At 35.1% G+C, this 22,294-nt stretch carries 16 protein-coding genes and 1 pseudogene; 5 read left to right on the top strand and 12 right to left on the bottom strand.

The annotated features are described in order from the left end of the window. The first annotated feature begins 37 nt into the window (after positions 1 to 37). Together IPM51_00535 and IPM51_00530 are read left to right on the top strand one after the other, a co-directional pair. Complete coding sequence (locus IPM51_00535) at positions 38 to 2,503, top strand: TonB-dependent receptor (GenBank protein ID MBK9282786.1); 2,466 nt, start codon at positions 38 to 40, stop codon at positions 2,501 to 2,503. A 29-nt stretch (positions 2,504 to 2,532) separates the two neighbouring features. Then, positions 2,533 to 2,742 carry a hypothetical protein gene (locus IPM51_00530; GenBank protein MBK9282785.1) on the top strand — a complete coding sequence of 70 codons (210 nt, stop codon included), beginning with the start codon at positions 2,533 to 2,535 and terminating at the stop codon, positions 2,740 to 2,742. A gap of 30 nt (positions 2,743 to 2,772) precedes the next feature. Here the strand turns inward: IPM51_00530 and IPM51_00525 are convergent, their stop codons facing one another. Continuing rightward, positions 2,773 to 4,296 (bottom strand): aldehyde dehydrogenase family protein, encoded by a 1,524-nt coding sequence (locus tag IPM51_00525; protein MBK9282784.1) that lies wholly within the window; start codon positions 4,294 to 4,296, stop codon positions 2,773 to 2,775. 50 nt (positions 4,297 to 4,346) lie between these two features. On the opposite strand from IPM51_00525, the gene IPM51_00520 reads away from it, so the two are divergent. Further along, complete coding sequence (locus IPM51_00520; GenBank protein ID MBK9282783.1) at positions 4,347 to 5,234, top strand: diacylglycerol kinase family lipid kinase; 888 nt, start codon at positions 4,347 to 4,349, stop codon at positions 5,232 to 5,234. On the opposite strand, the gene IPM51_00515 is transcribed toward IPM51_00520, so the two are convergent. Further along, on the bottom strand, positions 5,231 to 5,983 hold the full coding sequence (locus tag IPM51_00515; protein ID MBK9282782.1) for a menaquinone biosynthesis protein: 753 nt from the start codon (positions 5,981 to 5,983) through the stop codon (positions 5,231 to 5,233). The genes IPM51_00520 and IPM51_00515 overlap by 4 nt on opposite strands. A 59-nt stretch (positions 5,984 to 6,042) precedes the next feature. Between IPM51_00515 and IPM51_00510 the strand changes: the two genes are divergently transcribed. Beyond that, complete coding sequence (locus tag IPM51_00510; GenBank protein MBK9282781.1) at positions 6,043 to 7,245, top strand: phosphoribosylformylglycinamidine cyclo-ligase; 1,203 nt, start codon at positions 6,043 to 6,045, stop codon at positions 7,243 to 7,245. Here the strand turns inward: IPM51_00510 and IPM51_00505 are convergent. The 3 genes from IPM51_00505 to IPM51_00495 form a co-directional block, all read right to left on the bottom strand. Then, the gene (locus tag IPM51_00505; GenBank protein MBK9282780.1) at positions 7,240 to 9,732 is read right to left on the bottom strand and encodes a hypothetical protein; all 2,493 of its coding nucleotides are present in this window, start codon (positions 9,730 to 9,732) and stop codon (positions 7,240 to 7,242) included. The genes IPM51_00510 and IPM51_00505 overlap by 6 nt on opposite strands. 69 nt (positions 9,733 to 9,801) lie before the next feature. Further along, positions 9,802 to 10,401: a ribonuclease HII gene (locus tag IPM51_00500; GenBank protein MBK9282779.1), complete on the bottom strand. Its 600-nt coding sequence runs from the start codon at positions 10,399 to 10,401 to the stop codon at positions 9,802 to 9,804. Next, on the bottom strand, positions 10,394 to 10,861 hold the full coding sequence (locus tag IPM51_00495) for a redoxin domain-containing protein (GenBank protein MBK9282778.1): 468 nt from the start codon (positions 10,859 to 10,861) through the stop codon (positions 10,394 to 10,396). Before IPM51_00495 ends, IPM51_00500 begins: the two co-directional genes overlap by 8 nt. Positions 10,862 to 10,961: 100 nt before the next feature. On the opposite strand from IPM51_00495, the gene IPM51_00490 reads away from it, so the two are divergent. Then, entirely contained in the window at positions 10,962 to 11,594 is a 633-nt protein-coding gene (locus IPM51_00490; protein ID MBK9282777.1) for a peroxiredoxin, read from the top strand. A gap of 367 nt (positions 11,595 to 11,961) precedes the next feature. On the opposite strand, the pseudogene IPM51_00485 reads toward IPM51_00490, so the two are convergent. From IPM51_00485 to IPM51_00455, 7 genes and pseudogenes are all read right to left on the bottom strand, one after another. Then, positions 11,962 to 13,280: pseudogene (locus tag IPM51_00485) on the bottom strand (IS3 family transposase). A gap of 63 nt (positions 13,281 to 13,343) precedes the next feature. Then, positions 13,344 to 13,970 (bottom strand): hypothetical protein, encoded by a 627-nt coding sequence (locus IPM51_00480; protein ID MBK9282776.1) that lies wholly within the window; start codon positions 13,968 to 13,970, stop codon positions 13,344 to 13,346. A gap of 5 nt (positions 13,971 to 13,975) precedes the next feature. After that, on the bottom strand, positions 13,976 to 15,001 hold the full coding sequence (locus tag IPM51_00475; protein ID MBK9282775.1) for a T9SS type A sorting domain-containing protein: 1,026 nt from the start codon (positions 14,999 to 15,001) through the stop codon (positions 13,976 to 13,978). Positions 15,002 to 15,132: 131 nt separating this feature from the next. Beyond that, positions 15,133 to 15,588 (bottom strand): hypothetical protein, encoded by a 456-nt coding sequence (locus tag IPM51_00470; protein MBK9282774.1) that lies wholly within the window; start codon positions 15,586 to 15,588, stop codon positions 15,133 to 15,135. Beyond that, complete coding sequence (locus tag IPM51_00465) at positions 15,546 to 16,046, bottom strand: hypothetical protein (GenBank protein ID MBK9282773.1); 501 nt, start codon at positions 16,044 to 16,046, stop codon at positions 15,546 to 15,548. The genes IPM51_00470 and IPM51_00465 overlap by 43 nt, the downstream gene beginning before the upstream one ends. A gap of 1,248 nt (positions 16,047 to 17,294) precedes the next feature. Then, positions 17,295 to 21,677 carry a DNA polymerase III subunit alpha gene (dnaE, locus tag IPM51_00460; GenBank protein ID MBK9282772.1) on the bottom strand — a complete coding sequence of 1,461 codons (4,383 nt, stop codon included), beginning with the start codon at positions 21,675 to 21,677 and terminating at the stop codon, positions 17,295 to 17,297. Positions 21,678 to 21,691: 14 nt separating this feature from the next. Continuing rightward, on the bottom strand, positions 21,692 to 22,249 hold the full coding sequence (locus IPM51_00455) for a PH domain-containing protein (protein MBK9282771.1): 558 nt from the start codon (positions 22,247 to 22,249) through the stop codon (positions 21,692 to 21,694). Between the last annotated feature and the right edge of the window lie 45 nt (positions 22,250 to 22,294).

Raw genomic sequence — 22,294 nt, 5'->3', positions numbered from 1 at the left:
ACACTGTGAAAAAACAAATTATTTAAAATTATCATCAATGAAAAGATATTTAATCTTTTTATTGTTCTTACCGGTGAGCCTATTGTATAGTCAGGTAAACTTAAGCGGAACAATAAAAAACAAACAAAATAACGAAGCTATTCCGGGAGTAGTAGTCTACTTCCCTGATTTAAAAATGGGTATAACCAGTTCATCTCAGGGGCACTACAAATTCGAAAAACTTCCTAAAATAAAAACCTTGGTACAATTTAAAATGATTGGATTCAAAACCATTGTTAAATCTATAGCACTTGATACTAATACAGTTCTTAATATTGATATGGAAGAATCCGTTTTGGAAGAAGAAGAAATTGTAGTTACCGGACATAATCACGCCACAGAAAGTAAAACAAGCCCGGTACCCATGGTAAACATCAGTAGTCGCGTGCTTCAGCAAAATTCGTATAACAATATTATTGAAGCTTTAAATAAGGTGCCCGGTTTAAGTTCTGTAAATTCCGGACCAAACATATCCAAACCATTTATTCGGGGTTTAGGAATGAATCGTGTGCTCACTTTATTTGATGGTGTGAGGCAAGAAGGCCAACAGTGGGGCGAAGAGCATGGCGTTGAGATTGACCAGTTTTTAATTGACAGAATAGAAGTTGTTAAAGGTCCGGCTAGTTTAATTTATGGCAGTGATGCCCTGGCCGGTGTAATTAATTTACTTCCTGCCAATCCACAACCGGAAGGTAGCACTAAAGGATCCTTACTTAGCGCGTACCATTCCAATAACAAACAATATACCGGTTCTTTTTCTTTTGCCGGCAGTGAAGGCGCTTTGATTTATGGCGGAAGAATTTCAAAGAAAAAAGCAGGAAATTATACAAATAAAGTAGACGGTAAAGTATACGGTACCAAATTCGACGAGTCAGATTTGAACTTGTATGCCGGTTTCAATAAAAATTGGGGGTATACGCACTTTAATTTCAGTTACTATGAAAACAAACAGGAAGTACCCAGCGGTGATAGAGATTCCAGTTCAAGAAAATTTGTGAAATCGTTGAGTGAAGAGGATACCCTCTTGCATTTGATAGATAAAGAGGAACTGAATTCGTATAAACTCGAAGGCGCTCAACAACACATTAAACATTTGCGCCTATTTGCTACCTCCGGCTTTCATTTAGGAAGAAGCAGATTAGTAAGTAAGTTTGGTGTTCAACAAAGTTCAAGAAAAGAATTTCACAACGCTAGTGAATTAGATCATCCGGAATTGAATATGCTATTAAACACTATAACTTACGATTTGAAATTTCATTTTCCGGAAATAAAAGGCATTGATGCCGATATTGGTATCAACGGGTTTTACCAGGAAAATAAAAATGAACATGCACATGAATTTGTAATTCCCGATTATTATCTGTTTGATTTCGGACCATTTCTTTATGTAAGAAAGAATTTTGGTAAGCTGGATATTACCGGCGGAATTAGAACCGATCAAAGATCATTTTATAACACGGGCCTCTACACAAGGGAAGATAGTGTAAGTGGTTTAGTTTATCCGGTAGCTGAAAATAAGCAGGACAGTACTATTATAGAACAATTTCCAAATTATCGTGCAAATTTTAGCGGTGTAAGTGCCGGAATAGGTTTAACGTATAACTTTTCAGAACATCTGGGCTTAAAAACAAATATTGCAAGAGGATATAGAGCGCCGAATATTTCCGAAATTGCTTCCAAAGGTGTACACACCGGCACCGGATTACTCCAATTGGGAAATAAGGAACTCATTCCCGAATTCAGCTTACAACAAGATCTGGGTATTTTCTTTGAAACAGAACATATATCAGGTGAACTCGATTTATTCCATAATCTTATTAGTAATTATATTTACAATGAAAAACTTAGTTCGGCATTTGGCGGTGATTCATTGGCTGAAAAGGGGAATGATTTTGTACCAGTATACCGCTTTAATCAAACCAAAGCTCAATTATACGGAGCAGAATTTAGTTTTGACATTCATCCACACCCCTTCGATTGGTTACACATCGAAAATGCAGTTTCATTTATTTCCGCTCAAAATTTGGGAGGAAATGGAGTGAAAGTAACAGATAGCACCAAGTATCTTCCTTTAATCCCACCATTCCGAACCGTTACTGAGATTCGTGCAGACCTCAAAAAGAAAATCGCTTGTTTCAAAAATACGTATGTAAAAACAGGTTTTCAATATTATGCCGAACAAAATAAAATTTATTCCGCTTTTGGAACTGAAACCAAAACACCAAGTTATTTTCTGCTGGATGCCGGTATAGGAACTGATGTTGTAAATAAAAATAATCGGGTACTCTTCAGCCTTAGCGTTAACGTTAATAACTTAGCCGATGAAATTTATCAAAGTAACATGAGTCGCCTGAAATATTTTGATAATTATCCGGTAAACGGAAGTGGAAGAAGCGGAATATACAATATGGGCAGAGACATTAATTTTAAATTAATTATTCCCTTATCGATTAAATCCAATTAAAAAATAATAACTTAAAACAAATAACTCAAATGAAAAAAAACATCCTAATTAAACTTTCCGCAATTGCATTAATTTGCGGAACCGTTTCCTGTAAAAAAGAATACCACTGCGAATGTCACAAAACGGCTAATTCCGGTACGGTAGAATATCAAATAAAAGATACCAAGAAAAAAGCGGAAGAACAATGTGAGAATTACAAATCCGCCAACCCTTCATTATATTCAGAGTGCCACATATAAAAAAAAGGGAGGAATATCCTCCCTTTTATTTTAGATTTCAAATTTTATTCCCTGGGCAAGCGGTAATTTATTTCCCCAATTGATGGTATTGGTTTGCCTGCGCATATAGGCTTTCCAAGCATCAGAACCACTTTCTCTTCCTCCGCCTGTTTCCTTTTCACCTCCAAAAGCGCCGCCAATTTCTGCACCACTGGTTCCTATATTCACATTGGCTATACCGCAATCACTTCCTGAGCAACTTAAAAATAATTCAGCTTCTCTCATATTTAAAGTCATAATTGCACTGGATAATCCTTGTGGAACTCCGTTTTGAAGTGCAATAGCGTCCTCCAGTGTTTTATATTTCATAATATACAATATAGGAGCAAAAGTTTCGTGTTGCACAATGGCCATTTCATTGCTGGCTTCAGCAATGGCAGGTTTTACATAACATCCGCTTTCATATCCTTTACCTTCCAATACTGCACCGGGCACAATAATCTTACCTCCTTCAGAAATTACACTTTCCAAAGCAGACTGATAATTATTTACAGCTGCTTTATCAATTAATGGACCTACATGATTTTGTTCATCCAAAGGGTTTCCGATTTTTATTTGCGCATATGCTTTAATTAACATGGCCTTCGCTTTTTCATACATACTTTCATGAATAATTAATCGGCGGGTTGAAGTACAACGTTGCCCCGCTGTACCCACTGCGCCAAAAACTGCACCAACTAACGTGTTTTCTAAATCTGCATTTTCGGTAATTATAATGGCATTATTTCCGCCCAATTCCAAAATAGATTTTCCAAAACGTTCCGCTACTTTAGCACCAACTATCCGACCCATTCTGGTAGAACCCGTTGCTGAAATTAAAGGCACACTATTGTCTTGAGTTAATAATTCACCAATTGTATAATCACCATTAATGATACAAGAAATTCCTTCCGGCAGATTATTTTCTTCTGCAACTTTGTTCCAGATATTTTGACAGGCTATAGAACAAAGTGGCGTTTTTTCGGATGGTTTCCAAATGCAAACATCACCACAAATCCAGGCTAAAGCTGAATTCCAGCACCAAACAGCCACCGGAAAATTAAATGCTGAAATTATACCCACAATACCCAGCGGATGCCACTGTTCCATCATGCGATGATTTGGTCTTTCGCTTTGTATTTGTAATCCGTATAACTGTCTCGACAAACCCACTGCAAAATCACAGATATCAATCATTTCCTGCACTTCACCTAAACCTTCCTGTAATGATTTTCCCATTTCGTAGGAAACTAATTTTCCCAAATTTTCTTTATTGGCTCTAAGTTTATCACCAAACTGTCTTACTATTTCACCTCGTTTAGGCGCAGGTATTTCCCTCCAATATTTGAAGGCATTTGATGCTGCAGCTGCAACTTTAAAATAATCAGCTTTAGTAGCACTTTTTACTTTGCCAATTAATTTACCATCAACCGGACTGTAAGAATCAAAAGCTTCGCCTTGCGAAAACCAATTTTTACCGGTTGAACAACCTTCATTTACTTCTTTAACACCTAAGGACTTTAATACATTAATCATAGCTAGAAATTGAAAGCTTAAAGATAAGATTTTTGATGTATTTTAGTAGCATGCATCGTAAAATGCTTTTCATTATTAATCCCAAAGCAGGTAAAAAAAGAGGGGAATCCTTAATTCCAATCATTCATAAAAAATTACTTGGCAAAATTTCATTCGAAATTAAGTTATGGAATAAATTAGATGAATTATCAAATCTTATAAATAAGTTAAAAAAAGAAGGTTTCACTGATGCTGTTGCTGTTGGAGGAGATGGTACTGTAAATTTAATTGCCCAGCATTTGGTGAATTCTACAATACTATTCGGAATTATACCAACAGGATCGGGAAACGGATTAGCTAGAAGTCTAGATATTCCAATGGACCCCGAAGATGCAATAAATACCCTTTTTAAAAACAATATACGAAGCATTGATTCAGGCACTATAAATAATTCTCCTTTTTTTTGTACATCAGGGCTTGGATTTGACGCGCATATTGGTCATTTATTTGCAACAAGTGTTAAAAGAGGGTTAATTTCTTATATAAAAATCATAAGTAAAGAATTTCGAAAATATAAATCAATTTCATATAAATTAAAGGTAGATGGTGTAGATATAGATCGAGAAGCTTTTTTAATTACCATTGCCAATGCCGGTCAATACGGCAATAATTTTTATATAGCTCCTCAAGCGAAAATGACAGACGGGAAATTTAACTTAGTCATATTAAGGTCGTTTAATTTCTTAGAAGTTTTCGGATTATTATATTATATTTTAAGTCGCAGGGCAGACCGAAGCAGTCTTATTGAATCATTTGAGTGTACAAATATTATTATTGAAAGATCTCAGGCTGACTACATTCACTTTGATGGCGAACCTAAAAAAGAAGGAGAAATTATAGAAGTTAAAATTTTACCTCTTAGCATCCGTGTATTAACGGGTGATAATTTTATGGATTAAATCATTTTATTTAAAAATATTTCCATTGCTTTTTCATACTCATCCGTTAAATTATAGCGAATTCTGTCCTGCAAATAGAAACTTAAATCCGAATCACTTAAATTACTTTTGTTTTCTGCTGAATGAATAGCGGATGAAATATTTTCTTTACCTTGTTTCAGCACCGCATTAAAATCCTGCAAAAATTTTTCATCCAGTTTTTTATTCGACACCCAGGCTGCAAACACAAAGGGTAATCCGGTCATGCTTTTCCATTCTTCTGCTAAATCGTATTCATAGTTAAATGTGCCATTCAATTTAAAAGTACGGTCACCAATAACCACAATGGCAGTTTTTTCATTCAAATCAGATTCATATCCGGGCAATGCATCCAAAAAGTTGGGTGCAATTTGCCAATGCTCTTTACAAAGAATTTTGGTAAGCTGAACAGAAGTTCTGGATTGATAATCCAAAATGATACTTTTAATCTCCTGCAAAGGAACTCGGCTGTATAACTTAACACTATCTACTTTACCCTGAGCGCCTATACAATAATCCGAAACAATAAAATATTCCTTCATGTCCCGTAATATAACCACAGGCACTAATGCTAAATCAGCTTGATCATACAATAATTTTTTAGCGCAAATACTGGGAATGTCCTCACTATATTCTATTTGGTTTAAAAGGGCACTGTTTTTTAATGCCCATCGGAATGGGAGGGTATTCGTATAGCTAACTATTGATAAACGTATTCTTTCTTTGTTCAAAACGATTGTAAAAGTAAGAAGTTTGCTTAACTAAATAAATTTTACTTTTGAGCACCAACATGAGTGATAATAGATACAACTTAAGGGGCGTTTCTGCATCTAAAGAAGATGTGCATGCCGCCATTGCAAAACTGGATAAAGGATTATACCCTAAAGCATTTTGTAAAATTGTGCCCGACCAACTTAGTAACAGTAAAAAGCATTGTTTAGTAATGCATGCCGATGGCGCAGGCACCAAATCTTCTTTGGCTTATATGTACTGGAAAGAAACAGGTGATTTAAGTGTTTGGAAAGGAATTGCGCAAGATGCTATCGTAATGAATCTGGATGATTTAATATGCGTGGGTGCCACTCAAAATATTTTACTTTCTTCCACAATCGGAAGAAATAAAAAATTAATTCCGGGAGAAGTATTATCTGCTATTATTAATGGCACAGAAGAAGTGTTGCAGAATTTACGAGACAATGGTATTACTATATCTTCAACCGGAGGAGAAACTGCTGACGTTGGCGATTTAGTAAGAACAATTATTGTAGATAGTACCGTAATTGCCAGAATGCAAAGAAAGGATGTAATCTCCAATGATAAAATCAGCGCCGGAAACGTTGTGATAGGTTTAGCCAGTTCGGGCAAAGCTACTTATGAAAAGGAATATAATGGGGGGATGGGAAGTAATGGATTAACTAGTGCCAGACATGATGTTTTTAATAAAAAAATGGCCAGAAAGTATCCGCAAAGTTATGATAATGCATTACCAGCAAATGTTGTTTATACCGGAGGTATGGGGCTTACCGATACCATTAAAGTGGATTACCAATCCGGAAATAAAAAAGTAAGTAAAGACATTACCGTTGGCAAATTAGTGCTTTCACCAACCCGAACCTACGCCCCTATCGTTAAAAAAATTATTGATGCTTTTGGAAAAGAAATTAAAGGAATTGTGCATTGCAGCGGCGGAGCTCAAACCAAAGTTTTACATTTTCTGAATCCGGGTTTACATGTAATAAAAGACAACTTGTTTCCTCTTCCTCCTCTATTCAGAATGATTCAAAAAGAAAGTAAAACGGATTTTAAAGAAATGTACAAAGTGTTTAACATGGGACACCGCATGGAAATATACACCCATGAAAAAAATGCAGAAGAAATAATTGCAATTGCTAAATCTTTTAACGTTGATGCTCAAATTATAGGAAGAGTAGAAAAAAATAAGGTGAAAAAAGTAACCGTGAATTCGGTATTTGGAAAATTTGAATATCTATAATTTTATACACTGTAGCTGGTTTTCATAAATAACCAGTGCGTACGCTTTACCATCATTAAATAAATTACAAACCCGAATTAATCCCGTTGACGGAAATTGTTTTACTTGTCCTGATTCGAATTGACACACAAAGGAAATTTTAGTACTGCTGCTATATGCGCTAATGAAATTCTGTATAGAAGATTCATAGGCTTTCACGCCGGAAATTTCTGCCTCTTGAGTTAATTTTAAAAACGGCAGTGGTTCTCCATTCACTTCATAAATTTCAATAGTGGAGCCATTATTCACAATTAAGTCTGAAAGTTTATTTTGATTGATGTCGTAAAATTCATAATGCTGATCACTTTCACTTTTATTTATTTTGCTAATTTCTTTAACATCAGTCAAAGAAACCCGATGTATTAAATTTCCCTTCTTGTCGTAATAAACTATTTTAGTATTGGCTAATGAATTAGAAACTATAAGTTCAAAGGTTGTAGCATCTTCAACCATTTTATTTTTAAAATCTATTCTTCCGTCTCCCTTGCGCGAAAAAGCATAAAAATTTCCTTTTACGTCGGCCGTAATCAAATAATCACTAAGTCCAACTCTGCCATATCGAATGGGCAAGCTCACATTAGCCATAGTCAGCAGGGGTTTAAATCCTTCGTTTTTGTTTCCTTTAATCGTATAATTATAAATTTTACGGTCTTCACAGGCAATAAATAATCTCAAATCATTGTTATTCTCATAATCAAAAATCTGCAATTTGTTAGTAGCGGCTGCAGGCAACTTTACCGGAAAAGGGGCCACATAATTTCCGTTTCGGTCAATTAAATGCAAATAATTAGCCGTGTTAAACAACATTTGATATTTGCCATTGTTAAATGCATCTACCGTTAAAATTTCAGATTCTATCGATTCTTGCAATTCTTTTTTCCAAAGTACTTTTCCGGTTGCACTCACTAAATGCAAATTTTTGCCGGCTTGAAATAGTATTTCGTTTTCTTTGGTTTTATGATTTTTAAATAAATAGCTGTTGTAATTTATTACGCTATCGGTTTTTAATGTCCATAATGAATTTGGCTCATCACTTACATTTTCCTGCAAATAATTTATACTTACCCTAAAATTACTTATTCCATTTTTATGATTGGCCGCCAATGAAAAATGTCCAACATTTTTGAAATGATTCATTTCTTCATCGCTAAAATAATTGCCAAAAGGTATATGTTTTCGTGAAGTGGCATTAATCAAACAATAATTTAAATAATGAAAATCAGCATCAAAATTCTTTTTGGCGTACATCCTAAAACGTTCGTTATTTAAAATTGAACTTCCATTTAAATGCGCATTAAAAAACACAGCAGCATCGTTTTCCGATTCGGTTAAAACCAGGTAATCATCAAACAATTGTACGAATTTAAGTTTTCGGGTTTTTAAATCCGGAAAAGTACTCTCCGAAAAATCGTATTTATTCTGCAATAAACGCCCCACCTGATTTGCAAAAAGCGAATCTGTCATATATGGCATTAATTCGTTTATATTTTCTTTATTTTCAATTCCAAGTACTAAGGCTAATTCACCCGAGGGCATTAATATTTGAGACGCCATTCCATCCAATGCCTGATAAAATTGTTTTTGTGCATTGTACATGGCCGAATCATTTACACTTTTCCACCACAAAGCTTTATTATCGGATGCTAAATATTCATTGGTATTTAAAACAAATAATTCAAATGCATTGCAAATTAACGGCACATGTTTGATAAATTCAAGTGATTGAAAAGGTTTAAGTCCCAAATAATTTCCGGGAAGGATGGAATCCGTTTTTTTAACGCCATTTAAAACAATTCGATCGGGTTTAAATGTAATTCCGCTATATGATCCTGCTATAGGTAGTTTACTGCTTTTTGATAGATATAAACTCAAGCCATCATACTTCACACTATTATTCAATTCAGCAAACAAATCATTTTCCGACAAACTCTTTTTTTCCTTAGTATAAAATAAACTTAACAAGGCCGTGGAATTTGAAATTGAAACAATTCCCATTTTAATTTCAACCTGTAAATTGTTACGCGATAATGTAGTATTTAGTTTTGTAAAAATTTCCTGCATTTTAGTTTCGGTTGAAACTTCTTTCAGACTTAAGGCAATGATAAATCCATTTTTATAGAATGCGCAATACACAGGTGTTTCGGAAAAATAATCTGCCAGTTGGGGCTCACCGGAATAAAGTGAATCAAATAATGCCAGCAATTGATTGGTTTGATTATATTGATTCGTATTACTGAGATCTTGCCACAACAAATTTTGATGACTGAGGGCATTATTTATTTCGGAGAAATTACTCGCAATAAAAAGCATTTCACAATCGGAGGGAAGCAACTCTGTAATTTTAACTTCGGGCTGCTTAATGCTTTTGAGTTTTTGGTAGCCTAAGAAGGCACCTGTGACGGCAGCAATTACAAGTAATGTAAAAAGTATAAGGGAAGTTTTTTTCAATCATTTAAAAGTAGAGAATGATTGAATTTGAATTTAGTGAAACTTAAAGAGTTATTTAATTTAAGCTGTTTAAAACTCCAGCCGTATTTGAGCCGGTAATAGCTGAAAGCTCATGCGATGCAATTCGCAAGGTCCTTGTTTTTTAATGGCCTCCCTGTGTTTTTTAGTTCCGTATCCCATATTGGTTTCCCAACCGTAGGCCGGATACTTGATAGCCATTTCTTTCATATAATCATCCCGATATGTTTTTGCTAAAACACTGGCCGCTGCAATACTTAAAAACTTAGCGTCTCCTCCAATTATACATTGGTGCATTATATTGGGATAGGGTTTAAATCTGTTACCGTCAATCAACAACAATTCAGGTTTAATATGCAATTGCATTATGGCTCTGTGCATGGCCAAAAAAGAAGCATTTAAAATATTAATTTCATCTATCTCGGTTTGACTCACTACGCCCACCGCCCAAGCCAGAGCTTCACTTTCAATCACAGGTCGCAAGGCATAACGCTGCTCATCCGACAACTGTTTACTATCATTTAACATTTTGTTTTTAAAATTTGCAGGTAAAATAACTGCTGCTGCGTAAACCGGACCGGCCAAACAACCTCTTCCGGCTTCATCACAACCGGCTTCTATTTTTGTTTTATCAAAATATTTTTTAAGCATTCAGCTTACTTAAACAATCTTTAATGGCTTGGTAATTGGGCTGATCTCCGGCCGTTTCCAGAATTTCCGAATACTGAATGATTCCGTTTTTATCAATCACAAATGCCGATCTTTTGCTCACTTCCTTTGTACCAAATATAAAATTATCGTAAAGTGTATGGTAAGCTTTCGACATTTCTTTATTGTAATCGCTTAATAATTCAAAATTTAACTTTTGTTCGTCTTTAAAACGGATTTGCGTAAATACCGAATCGCATGAAACCCCCAATACCTCGGCATTTAAGCCATTGTAATCAGCGAGGCTGTCTCTTATTGCACACACTTCGGTTGTACAAGTGCCCGAAAAGGCGAAGGGGTAAAACAACAAGACCAGATTTTTCCCTTTAAAATCAGCCAGTTTGCTTTCTTTTTTTTGGGTGTTGAATAAACAAAAATCCGGTGCTTTATCTCCTTTTTTCATATGGAATTTAAATTTTGTTAATGATTAATTGTATATACAATGATAAGCTATTTGTAATATAAAAGGAATGATTATTTTTACACAAATTAAAAAAATTTATATGAGCAGTATAGTTGGAAAAAAAGCACCTGCCTTTAAGGCAAAAGCCGTAATTAACGGAGGAGAAATTGTAAACGATTTCTCATTAGAGCAATACATTGGCAAAAAACATGTTATATTTTTCTTTTACCCAAAGGATTTTACATTTGTTTGCCCTACTGAATTACACGCGTTTCAGGAAAAATTGAAGGAATTTGAAAGCAGAGGTGTAGCCGTTGTGGGTTGTAGTACCGATACCGAGCAAAGCCACTGGGGTTGGTTGCAAATGGATAAAAAAGCCGGGGGAATAAAAGGCGTTACCTATCCTATTGTTGCAGATACTACCAAAACAATTTCATTGGCTTATGGTACTTTATTTGGAGATTATGATGTGAATGAGGCCGGAGATTTAATTGCAACAGGACCAATGATTGCTTTCCGTGGACTTTATTTAATTGATAAAAACGGAATTGTAAGACACATGTTAATTAATGATTTTCCTTTAGGAAGAAATGTAGATGAAGCTTTAAGAATGGTGGATGCTTTACAGTTTTTTGAAGAAAACGGCGAAGTTTGTCCGGCTAACTGGAGCAAAGGTGCTGAGGGTATGAAAGAAAGTCATACCGCAGTTGCTGATTATTTAGCAAAACACTAATTAGTTTTAAAAATAAAAAAAGCGAAGAATTATCTTCGCTTTTTTTTTGAATTCTTTTTAATTACCTCGCCTAAATTCCGAAAATCCAACAACAAAAAACGCCCTAACCAAAAACCCTTTTATGATCTTTTATTTCTTTTATGGTTTAGAATATTAAACCACATAGTCAGATAGTTATTTATACTGTATGTGTAAAAACTATGTGTTTTTAAAGATTAAACAAATTAGAAACAATAAAACCTCCCTTGTATTTGGTGTATGTAGTCAAAGTAAAGTGAACTTTTCACAAGAGAGTGTTTTAAGTTTAATTTAAAGTTAAGTTAGTTTTTTGATGTTTCATAATTTTTCTCATTTTTTCATTTTCCTCCCTTCTTTTTTTTAATGAATTTTGTTTGATTTTTCTCTTTCTTTTAAAATTAGTTCTCCTCGTCCAAAATAAACATCAGCAGGCGTTAGATTTTTTAAAGACTCATGATAACGAGCATTGTTGTAATTTTCCACGAACTTTTCAATGGCCGCAATTAATTCTTCCGGTGAATAATAATTATCAAGCTTCACAACGTTTTTCATTGTTCGGTGATAACGTTCAATCTTGCCTTGCGTTTGCGGATGCATGGGTCTGCCGTGTACCTGATCCATTCCATGATTGTCTTTCAAATATGTTTTGAGTTCGCCTGCAATGTAACATGAACCATTGTCGGATAATAATCTGGGCCGTTGTTTAGTTACAATTCTTGCTTTTATAATTGCTCTGTCAACGGTTCTTTTTACGTCCTGCACTTTCATTCCTGCACAAAGCTCCCAGTGTACAATATAACGGCTGTAATCATCTAAAACGGTACTCAAGTAATACCAACCCCATCCAATTATTTTAAAGTAAGTAAAATCAGTTTGCCACATTTGATGAACGAATCCTGTTTTGTTTGTAAACTCATCTTTAGCTGCTAAAAAAATATGCTCGGGTGTTGTTATCAGTCCTCTTGCTTTTAAAATCCGGTAAACACTCGATTCAGAAATAAAAATTTGTTGTTCATCGGTTAATTTGTGCGCGAGCTCTCTTGACGATAATTCAGGACACTCTAAAGCAAGCTCTACAACTAAGTTTTTTTGTTCCCGGGGTATTGTGTTCCACTGCCTGTTAGAAGTGCGCTTACAAGGCTCTAAACCATCAATACCATTGTCGGAATAGGATTTGTACCAATTGTAAAACGTGCTTTTGTTTAAACCGATTTGCGAAGCGTTTTATTAACGCCGATTTCGGAACGGACAACAATTTTGATTATCTCTTGTTTTTCGGAAGCTGTAAATCTCATATACTTTTTGAATTTTACAGATTCTCCAATATGTTCAAGCTTTTTTTTACGATATCATAGCGCAATACTAAATCAGCTACGGTTTCCTTTAGCTTTTGATTTTCTTTTCTGAGCTCCGCTACTTCATCACTGGTTGCTTCCTGGTTGTATCCCCTGATAATCTCTTCTTTCCCGCTTCTAAAACTCTTTGTTCCATTTATAGAATTGAGATGGGTTAATGGAATACTTCCTGCATAATTCAGCTACTGGCATCTCAGCTCGTATAGCTTCCATTACAATATTTTATTTTTTGTTCTGAACTAAATATTCTTTTTGATTTACGACGTATCTCTTTTATAAAGTTCTCCGCTGTTTGTTTTTTCTTTGTTTCCATAGTATTATAAATTTATTGTTTTTCTGGAAACACTCTCTTAGTTTTAGTTAAATTTAGTCCACTTTATGCTGACGATTTACAGGGTGCGTAAGGTCCGCCATAAGTACTTTCGGTATAATTAAAAATTAAATGATCTGGAGAAGAGAAACCCGGAGTGACCTGATCGTCACCCCAATTAATCACTGCGTTTTGCTGATCAACAAACCCTCCCCATTGTAAGTGACCTAACCATAATTGATCGTCTCTCCTTTGTATAGTTAATCCTTCGCCCATCCAATCTCTATATCCTCCATATGCTTGTGTCATAGCAGGGCCGGCAGGTACTCCAATATGTAATCTACTCCACGGGGCTTGAACTGCAGGGTTTAAACCTATGCCAACATACCCACTTGTGTTTTGTAAACCACCACCTAAAAAAGTTTGCACTGCTACGGTTGTTACTTGGGTTTTATTTGGATTAATTACCATACGTTGATTAAAATTTGTAGGTGCGCCTCCGCTGTGAAAATTGATGTGCGCATTTGGAGTTCCGAAATCATTGCGGATGTTGAGGGGGCCGGGAGATCCAGATGTCCATCCTAATGGCAATGCGCCAAGTATAGGTCGAGCGTTTGATGCAGTTCCACCCTGAGAAAACACATTTTTTGTCAATAAAAGGAACACAATTGATGTAAGAATTTTTGATTTCATATGATTTATTTTTTAATTATTTTTTTTACGATTCTACTGTAATTCGAGTTTTCGATCACCGTCAGAATATAAATTCCTGAGGCAAGATCATGTAGATCCACAGAATTAGTTATTGAACTGTCAATCTCTCCAGTTAAAACTTTATTACCAACCAAATCTAAAAGAGTCCAACGGACTTTCACGCTGTTTCTCAACGAAATATAAATTACGTCAATTACCGGATTTGGCGCTACACTTATGCGGTCATTTAGGCTCAATTCATTTATCGAAGTAACACAAGGCAAAGCGTTAATACCATTATTACATAAAAGAGAATCAGTAGAAACGCATATATCATCAACTAGGTAATAACTTCCCAAATTAGAACAAGTGGGGCATGTGTAATTAGTTACGGTAGTATTTGCATCATCATAAAAATTACCCAGCACTAAATAATTGTAATTATTATCAGCAATAAAACTTCCTGAAATACGCTGCCAATTAACAGAGTCGATAATAACAGAAGGTGAATGTAAGTGAGAAAAATTATCGATAGGTGTTGGATTTGCAGAATTGTGCTGAACCATTGTAAAACGCAACCCAATATTATTTGAGGGCATTCCGTATTGATTTCCACCAAGTGAATACTCTCCCATAACAACGTGAAATGAAATGAAATACTTCTGACCTGGGATTAACGGTTGACTCAATTGGATACCGACATGCTCTCTCGCATTTGAAACAGGCGACCAGTAAGTAACAAGGCCTATATAGGCATTACAGTTTCGGCGCGCTGGCTGATTACAATAAACATTTTTTGGAACTCCGAAACTACTAAAAGATGAACAGGCATTATAATAGTCTGGGGTAGCACTGGCAGTGCTATATTTGCTCCATCCAGTTGAATACTCTACTTGATCCTCACTGTTTGGACAATTAGTGTAAGTTTCAAAAGAAAAATTCGGCACCAAATTTGCCTGAGCCTTAAGATTAGCAAAAGAGACAAGTAGCAAAGCGTTAGTTAGTGAGAGTATTTTTATTTTTTTATTCATTTAATAAAGATAAAATAATTTGGTTTAAAGGCAAATCAAATTTACGTTATTGTTAAATCAGGCACGGATGAATATCCGCGCCAACAGGTGATGCTGATTGTTAAAATAAGTAATCTTTTTTTCATGATATTTTAATGTTTAATAATTATTTTTAAGTGCCTGCTTTCTAATTCAATGTAATAAATCCCTTCCGGCCAAAGAGAACAATCTATTTTGTTTCCCGAAACTGAAAACTTAATTTCAAATCCAAGTGAACTAACGACCTTAAACGGGTGTAATGACTGATTTATAATCAAATATTCATCGGCCGGATTTGGAAAAATCAAAAATTCATTATTTATCCTTTTTTCAGGAAGGCTTGTTGGTTCGTCACTATAAACAAAGGAAGAGTCAGTGCTTCCTCGCACGTCATCAATATAATAATAGCCAACAGTACTGTTGCCATCTTGAATAAGATTGATATTATTGTCATCAAAAAAATTACCAATATAGATATATTGATAAGCCGAATCAGCAATTAGGGCTCCTGCTATTTTTGTCCAATTTACTTGTCTGATATTAACTGACTTGTGCTGATATGAGCCCAATTATTAATGCTGACTGAGTTTTGAGGACTAGTTGAAAGTCTAAGGCCAATTTTATCATGGAAAAAGGAAACACCGCTATCCCCTCTGGATACTCGAAATGAAAAAAAATATTTTTGACCTATTACTAAAGGTTGCAACAAAGTTCCTTGTATAATTTCTCTTACATTAGGACCAAACGTGCCATACGTGTGCAAACCTACATAGCCAAATCCTGAAAATGGTTGTTGATAACCAAGTAAATTTGACGGAATTCCAAATACAGTATTAGTAACACAAATATTATAACAATCTGGTGTGTTTAGGTTGCAGCCCCAATTTGGTAAAATATACAAAGGACAAGTAGACATTTGTGGACTACAAGTTGTTGGATCTTCAAAACTCGGATTCATCACCAAATTCACCTGTGCATTTATTTTAAACGCGCTTATCAAAACAATTATTATAATTTTATTTCTCATATAGTTTATACTACACTACCTATGCGCAGTAGAGCTAATATAATCAATTAGTCTCAATTTTACAATAAGAACCGAGTGCTAAAGAAACAGTACAAAGAGGCCAAGTACCGGGAACAAATTAAACCCCAATGTAAGTTCAAATAGCGTTTTTTTTTTTTTTGATTTTGTGAACATTTTATAAACAGATGGCGATAGTTTTTACAAAAACAAAATAAATCTTACATCCCAAAAATTACACAATAAACAATTATGTAAAGTTTTATTAATTATAAATTCAACACAACTTTAACACACGAAAGGCAAAAAGTGATTTAAATGAATTACTCAACAGAGATTGTTTGTTGAGCTTTATAGGAAACAATGAACCACTTCTCGATACGCCGATAACCATTTCCATCTTCGGCTACTCGAAGTGACAATGGCGCTGTCAGTTCGAGTAGCGTAACAAAGTGAAGCGTATCGAGAACTGCATAAGGAGAATCACTTCTCGATACGCCGATAACCATTTCCATCTTCGGCTACTCGAAGTGACAATGGCGCTGTCAGTTCGAGTAGCGTAACGAAGTGAAGCGTATCGAGAACTGCATAAGGAGAATCACTTCTCGATATGCCGATGACCATTTCCATCTTCGGCTACTCGAAGTGACAATGGGAAAATCCAAACACAAAAAACTTGCAACAAACAACTCTCCAACCAAAAACCCTTTTATGATCTTTTATTTCTTTTATGGTTTAGAATATTATACCAAATAGTAACATAGTTTTAAATTTATTGTAAACGCTAACTACATGTATTTTAAATTTAGAAGAATTCTGGTATTCTCACTTCGACGTGCTCAGTGTGCCACACTTCTCCGTCCCGGCAGATAGCTCAGTGTGCCACACTTCGACTACCATTTCTACGGTAGGCAGGCGCTCAACGTGACATTCGGGAATTCCAACAACTAAAAACTTGCAACTAAAAACTCAAATATCAAAAACACTTTTATGATCTTTTATTCCTTTTATGGTTTAAAAATAAAACTATTTAATTTCCAATAGGAAAGTTCGCATGCTTAAAAATTATTTTAATAATTTTCCTATGTGGATCTAATCTTACACTTTAACTCTCAGAAAAAAACTATGAAACTATGTGGTTAAAAATTTGGGTTTGTTCTAGAGATCACACTTCTCCGCCTCGGCGGATCGCTCAGTGAGACATTCGGGAATTCCAAAAACAAAAAATGCTTCAACCAAAAACTTATATCGTTAAACTATATCGTAACTAATATCTACCATTTTATCGAGCTCCAATAAAAACTCATTGTCAATGGCTACTTTATTTTTATTGGAATAAAGTTTCACGTTCATTTTTTCTATTTCATCTTCTACAAAAAATTCAACTGTACTTTTTCCAGCCTTTGTTGCAATAAGTCTTTCAATCTTGTTAATCAGTTCATCATTCACATGCTCCAGTTTTACTTTTAAGCGTATGCTGTTAAATGCGTTTTCTTTTACCTGCTCGAGTAGCTCAATTTTATTTACTTTTAATTCTAAACTGCCGGGTTGATTATAACGGTCTTGTACTCTCGCTTTGATAAAAACAAATAATCCCTGCACCATAAACTTATTATACTCAATAAAATCTTTTCCGAATAACATGATTTCATAAGTACCGTGATAATCTTCCACTATCAGTTTTCCGTATGCATTTCCGGTTTTACTGGTTCTGTTTTCAAATCCGGTAATAATTCCTCCAAAATAAACTTCTTTGGCCCTGAAATTTTCGAGTCCGTTTTTTAATTGAGAACAATTGGCATTGCAACGATGTTCTAAAACAACTTTATAGGGATCAAGCGGATGTCCGCTGATGTAAAATCCAACCACTTCTTTTTCTCGGGCTAATTGTTCTAAAGCCGACCAAGGTTCAATATTAGGAAGAGTAGGCTCACTTACCTCAACAGCTTCTTCTTCACCAAACAAACTGGCTTGTGAAGAATCAACGCCATTACTTTTTTGATTTCCGAATTTGATAATTTTATCAGTTAGTGTAGTTCCATCTGTATCCGCCACAAAAAACATGGCCCGGTTTAAATTTTCAAAACTATCCAAGGCCCCGGAAAGAGCTAATCCTTCAATACTCTTTTTATTTATAGTTTTAGTATCGAGGCGTGAAACCAAATCAAAAACAGAATTGTATTTTCCGTTGGCATTGCGTTCTTCCACAATATTATTCACTACATTCTCCCCTACTCCTTTTATACTGGCCATGCCAAAACGAATATTTCCGTTACTCATAACACTAAATTTTCCAAATCCTTCGTTCACATCCGGACCTTGTACTTTTATGCCCATTCGTTTACACTCTTCCATGAAAAATGCAATTTTATCAATATTGCCACTGTGGTTTAATACAGAAGCCATGAACTCAGCCGGATAATGCGCTTTTAAATAAGCGGTTTGCATAGCTAAAAATGCATAACAGGTACTGTGCGATTTATTAAAAGCGTAACTGGCAAAGGCTTCCCAATCTTTCCAAACTTTTTCAGCTACTACCTTATCATGACCGTTAGCATTACATCCGTCCAAAAATTTGCTTTTCATTTTATCCAGCACATCTTTTTGTTTTTTACCCATGGCTTTACGTAAAGTATCCGCATCACCTTTGGTAAAGTTGGCCAGTTTCTGCGAGAGCCGCATAACCTGTTCCTGATACACCGTAATCCCGTATGTTTCTTTCAAAAACTCATCCATCCCTTCCAAATCATAGGTAATTTGTTCACGCCCATGTTTACGAGCTATGTAATTTGGAATGTATGCTAAGGGACCGGGACGATAGAGCGCATTCATGGCAATTAAATCTGTAAAACTATCCGGCTTTAAGTCTTTTAAATGTTTTTGCATACCCGGACTTTCAAACTGAAAAATACCGTTTGTTTCACCGCGTTGAAAAAGTTCCAAGGCAGTTTTATCATTTAAATCTATGGTATCAATATCTATTTCTTTATTGAAACGTAATTTGACAAATGCTATGGCATCTTTAATAATGGTAAGTGTACGCAAACCTAAAAAGTCCATTTTCAATAATCCTGCGCTTTCAGCAACCGAGTTATCGAATTGCGTTAACAACATCTCACTATCTTTTCCTTTGGTAACCGGAACAAACTTGGTAAGTTCATCCGGAGTAATAATAACCCCGCAGGCATGCACGCCGGTATTTCTTACACAACCTTCCAATTCATACGCTTGCTTTAAAATATCCGCTTCGCGTGAATTTTCTTCTGCTAATTTCCGGAATTGATAAGATTGCTCTACCACTTCACGGCGGTCTTTTACTTTCTCTAAATATTTTTCATCAATTCCTCCGGGTTTGAGTAATGACTTTAATTGCGCATCTAAACTATCCGGAAAAGATTTGGCTAATTTATCTGCATCCGATAAAGGCAAATTTAAAACACGGGCCGTATCACGAATGGCACTTTTTCCACCCATGGTGCCATAAGTAATAATTTGTGCAACCTGATTGATGCCATACTTATCAATAACATATTTAATTACTTTATCTCTGCCTTCATCATCAAAATCAATATCAATATCGGGCATGCTGATACGATCGGGATTTAAAAAACGCTCAAAGAGCAAATCATATTTTATCGGATCAACATTGGTAATGCCTAAACAAAAAGCAACCGCACTTCCAGCCGCACTTCCCCGGCCGGGTCCTACACTTACACCCAATCTTCGCGCTTCGGTGGTAAAATCAGATACAATTAAAAAATATCCCGGAAAACCCATACGTTCCATTACACTTAATTCAAAGTCTATTCGTTCTTGAATTTCGGGTGTTATGTTTGGATATTTCTTTTTGGCGCCTTCATAAGTTAAATGGCGCAAATAAGCATTCTCTCCTCTATTTCCTTTTCCTTCATCATTGGGATCCTGATCTCTTGCATCTAAAAAGGCATCCGGAATTTTAAATTTAGGTAAGAGTACATCTCTGCCCAATTTAAAACTTTCTACTTTATCGGCAATCTCTTTGGTGCACGCCAAAGCTTCGGGCAAATCAGCAAAAGATTTGGTCATTTGAGCCGGAGATTTAAAATAAAAATCGTTATTGGCTAAAAATAATTTTCCAAGGCGAGAATTATTTTTCAATTCTTTTAATTCCTGATCCGTACTAAAATTTAATCCTTCTTTTACACCAATTAAAATATCGCGGGAATAAGCACTTTTTTGCTCTAAGTAATAATTGTTATTTGCGGCAAAATATTTTACCTGGTGTTTTTTGGCGAAACGCAGTAATACTTCATTCACATGATCTTCTTCCGGTAAACCATGCCGATTTAATTCCACATAAAAATCATCCTGAAACTGTTCTTTATACCAAAGAAAAACTTCTTCTGCTTTTTCTTCACCAACATTTAAAATTAAATGCGGAATTTCTCCTAAAAGAGATCCGGTGAAACAAATTAAATCTGATTTATACTTTAATAAAACTTCTTTGTCTATTCGAGGCACGTAATACATTCCATCCACAAATCCGATAGAACTTAATTTACACAGGTTTTCGTATCCGTTTTTATTTTTCGCCAAGAATGGAACCGCGAAACCATTATCTTGTTTACTTTTTTCTTTATGATTAACCGTAATATTAAACTCACAACCAAAAATACATTTTAAAATATTTTTGGGCGAATCTTGAATTTCCCCCTTTTCTACTTTTTCATTGTGTGCTTTAATATTTTTATTTTCTTTTTCAATAGCCTGCCAAAATAAAAACGCAGCATACATATTCCCATGATCGGTTAAGGCAAGCGCAGGCATGTTGTACTCTGAAGCTTTTTTAACTAAATCACTAATGTTTGATACAGATTGTAACACGGAATACTGAGAATGATTATGCAGGTGAACAAAATCACTAAACACATCTTTTATCTTTTCAACAGGTGTTACAACAACCTCTTTTTCGCTTTTTCCAACTTGTTTTAATTTTTTTTCCTGCTCCAGTAATTCGCTTAAATCAACATCCTCATAGTGTATATCGGCTAAATTATCTTTTGAAATTTCTTTTACTTGAATAATGCCTCTTTTTAAAATTTCAAAAAATGTTTTGGAAGTTGCCTGTACATCAAATGCTGCATTGTGAGCCTCGGCAAAACCGCTGCCAAATAATTTGGTGTATAGTTCGGTTAGTGTTGGCCATTTAAACTTTCCTCCTCTTCCTCCGGGAATAGCGCAAAAATTAGTGGTTTGATCGTTTTTTGTATCAATAATAGATTTAGGGCTCACCACATCACTTTCTCCACAACGCAATAATTCAGCCGCAACAATATTTACATCAAACAAAATGTTATGTCCGCAAATGTATTGGGCCTTTGCCATTACATTTATAAACTGTGTAAGCACAGCTTTAAGTTCAACACCTTCCTTTAGTGCTCTGTCAGTTGTAATACCGTGTACATTAACTGCATTAAACGGAATGGTATAACCCTCAGGTTTTACAATCACCGAATGATGGTCTAATAATTTCCCTTGCGCATCGTGCAATTGCCAGGCTAATTGAACCAGTCGAGGCCAATTATCTGCATCTGAAGGTGGCGCATTATAATTACGGGGTAAACCGGTGGTTTCGGTATCAAAAATTAAAAACATAATATCTTGGGGTTTTACTTTTTCTCTCTCAACAAATATTTTATTTCACTCAACTCATTTTTTATATCAAGCAACAATTTTTCACTTCCCTGCATATTGGTGCTAAGTGCCGGCGATGAATTTTGCTGTACACCTGATTTTTCTTTCATTCTTACTTCACGTTGTTCCAGTATTCTGTTTTTAAAAGCTTCCGCGTCATTTATACCAATCATACTCATCATATTGCTATGATGAGCGCCGCCACCGCCTGCGGTTTCCACTTTTATTAAGGTTAATCCAAATGATCTTAAAATGGGGCCGCCAATAAACGATAGGTCCTGAATATTTTCAAGTGGAATAGTTTTTTCGATATGCAGAATTAATCCTTTAGAGAATTTTAAATTTTTAGTGGTTAATTCACATTTTAAAGTATTAAAAAATTTATTGCTTAACCATTGTCCAAAACCAAATAGCCAAACGGGTAAAATTAGTATACCTATTACAGATATAATCAGGTAAAAAATAACCACTAAAAAAATATAGGTTTTAACTTTTGGGTTAAATGTTGCCCTTTGCAATACTTCGTTTTCCATCTCTATAAAAATAGTAAGAATGAGGGTTGTATTTGGATTTGTTGA

It is taken from the genome of Sphingobacteriaceae bacterium, assembly GCA_016715905.1.
Lineage (GTDB): Bacteria > Bacteroidota > Bacteroidia > B-17B0 > Aurantibacillaceae > Aurantibacillus.
The sequence above is the reverse complement of the archived record's forward strand: the minus strand, read 5'-3'. Positions and strand labels throughout refer to the sequence as shown.

Excerpts from the sequence above, each read along its gene's own strand:
- IPM51_00490 (MBK9282777.1), top strand. The coding sequence starts at position 10,962 with ATGAGCAGTATAGTTGGAAAAAAAGCACCTGCCTTTAAGGCAAAAGCC.
- IPM51_00535 (MBK9282786.1), top strand. The coding sequence starts at position 38 with ATGAAAAGATATTTAATCTTTTTATTGTTCTTACCGGTGAGCCTATTG.
- IPM51_00530 (MBK9282785.1), top strand. The coding sequence starts at position 2,533 with ATGAAAAAAAACATCCTAATTAAACTTTCCGCAATTGCATTAATTTGC.
- IPM51_00475 (MBK9282775.1), bottom strand. The coding sequence starts at position 15,001 with ATGAATAAAAAAATAAAAATACTCTCACTAACTAACGCTTTGCTACTT.
- IPM51_00510 (MBK9282781.1), top strand. The coding sequence starts at position 6,043 with ATGAGTGATAATAGATACAACTTAAGGGGCGTTTCTGCATCTAAAGAA.
- IPM51_00520 (MBK9282783.1), top strand. The coding sequence starts at position 4,347 with ATGCATCGTAAAATGCTTTTCATTATTAATCCCAAAGCAGGTAAAAAA.
- IPM51_00500 (MBK9282779.1), bottom strand. The coding sequence starts at position 10,401 with ATGCTTAAAAAATATTTTGATAAAACAAAAATAGAAGCCGGTTGTGAT.
- IPM51_00525 (MBK9282784.1), bottom strand. The coding sequence starts at position 4,296 with ATGATTAATGTATTAAAGTCCTTAGGTGTTAAAGAAGTAAATGAAGGT.
- IPM51_00495 (MBK9282778.1), bottom strand. The coding sequence starts at position 10,861 with ATGAAAAAAGGAGATAAAGCACCGGATTTTTGTTTATTCAACACCCAA.
- IPM51_00465 (MBK9282773.1), bottom strand. The coding sequence starts at position 16,046 with ATGAGAAATAAAATTATAATAATTGTTTTGATAAGCGCGTTTAAAATA.
- IPM51_00455 (MBK9282771.1), bottom strand. The coding sequence starts at position 22,249 with ATGGAAAACGAAGTATTGCAAAGGGCAACATTTAACCCAAAAGTTAAA.
- dnaE (MBK9282772.1), bottom strand. The coding sequence starts at position 21,677 with ATGTTTTTAATTTTTGATACCGAAACCACCGGTTTACCCCGTAATTAT.
- IPM51_00480 (MBK9282776.1), bottom strand. The coding sequence starts at position 13,970 with ATGAAATCAAAAATTCTTACATCAATTGTGTTCCTTTTATTGACAAAA.